1 protein-coding gene is annotated in these 1,068 nt (G+C 68.2%); it reads left to right on the top strand.

The genetic code is table 11. From position 1 onward, the window contains the following. Positions 1–119: 119 nt before the first annotated feature. Positions 120–1,068: IS481 family transposase (locus ACTMTU_RS36020; RefSeq protein ID WP_441267641.1), on the top strand; the 949-nt coding region annotated here is incomplete at its 3' end.

Here is a 1,068-nt window from a genome sequence, read left to right as displayed (position 1 = left end):
TGTTCTGTCCGGGGAGGTTGTGGACGGGTGAGCCAGGTCTCGGCTGAAGGATCTTGAACAGGTGAGGGCCTTCCGGTTCGGTGTGGATTGCGACGTCTACACCAACCAGAAAGGCCCTCGTGGTCCACCGTAATGCACCCCTGACCGAGACCGGACGCCTGCGTCTGGCCCGCTGCGTGGTCGAGGACCGCTGGCCGTTGCGGCGGGCCGCCGAGCGCTTCCAGGTCTCACCCACCACGGCCCAGCGATGGGCTGAGCGCTACCGGCAGTTCGGCGAAGCCGGCATGTCCGACCGTTCCTCCCGCCCGCACACGAGCCCGCGCCGGACCCCGACCCGCATCGAACGCCGGATCATCAAGGTCCGTGTCCTGCGCCGGTGGGGCCCGGCACGCATCGCGCACCTGCTTCACCTGGTGCCCTCGACCGTGCACCGCGTGCTGACCCGATTCGGCCTGGCCCGGCTCACACACCTGGACCGGGCCACCGGCCGGGTCATACGCCGCTACGAACGCGCCAAGCCCGGCGAGCTGGTCCACGTCGACATCAAGAAGTTGGGCAACATCCCCAACGGCGGCGGGCACAAGGTCCTGGGCCGCCAGGCCGGCCGTGCCAAACGGTCCAGCGTCGGTTACAGCTACCTGCACACCGCCGTCGACGACCACTCCCGCCTCGCCTACAGCGAGATCCTCACGGACGAGAAGAAAGAGACCGCCACCGGCTTCTGGACCAGGGCCCACGCCTTCTTCGCCCAGGCCGGGATCACCGTCGAACGGGTGCTGACCGACAACGGCTCCTGTTACCGCTCACGCGACTGGCGCGACCTGCTGGCGGCAGCCGGGATCGCCCATAAGCGAACCCGGCCCTACCGGCCGCAGACCAACGGAAAGGTCGAACGCTTCAACCGCACCCTGCTCGACGAGTGGGCCTACACCCGCCCTTACCGCTCAGAGCAGGAACGACGCGACGCCTTCCCCGGATGGCTTCACACCTACAACCACCACCGCGGACACACCGCACTGAAAGGCCACCCACCCGCCAGCCGCGTCCCCAACCTCACGGGTCAATACA

The sequence above is a fragment of the Streptomyces sp. OZ13 genome (assembly GCF_052068155.1).
In the GTDB taxonomy this organism is placed as follows: domain Bacteria; phylum Actinomycetota; class Actinomycetes; order Streptomycetales; family Streptomycetaceae; genus Streptomyces.
This window is presented reverse-complemented; position numbering and strand designations above follow the sequence as displayed.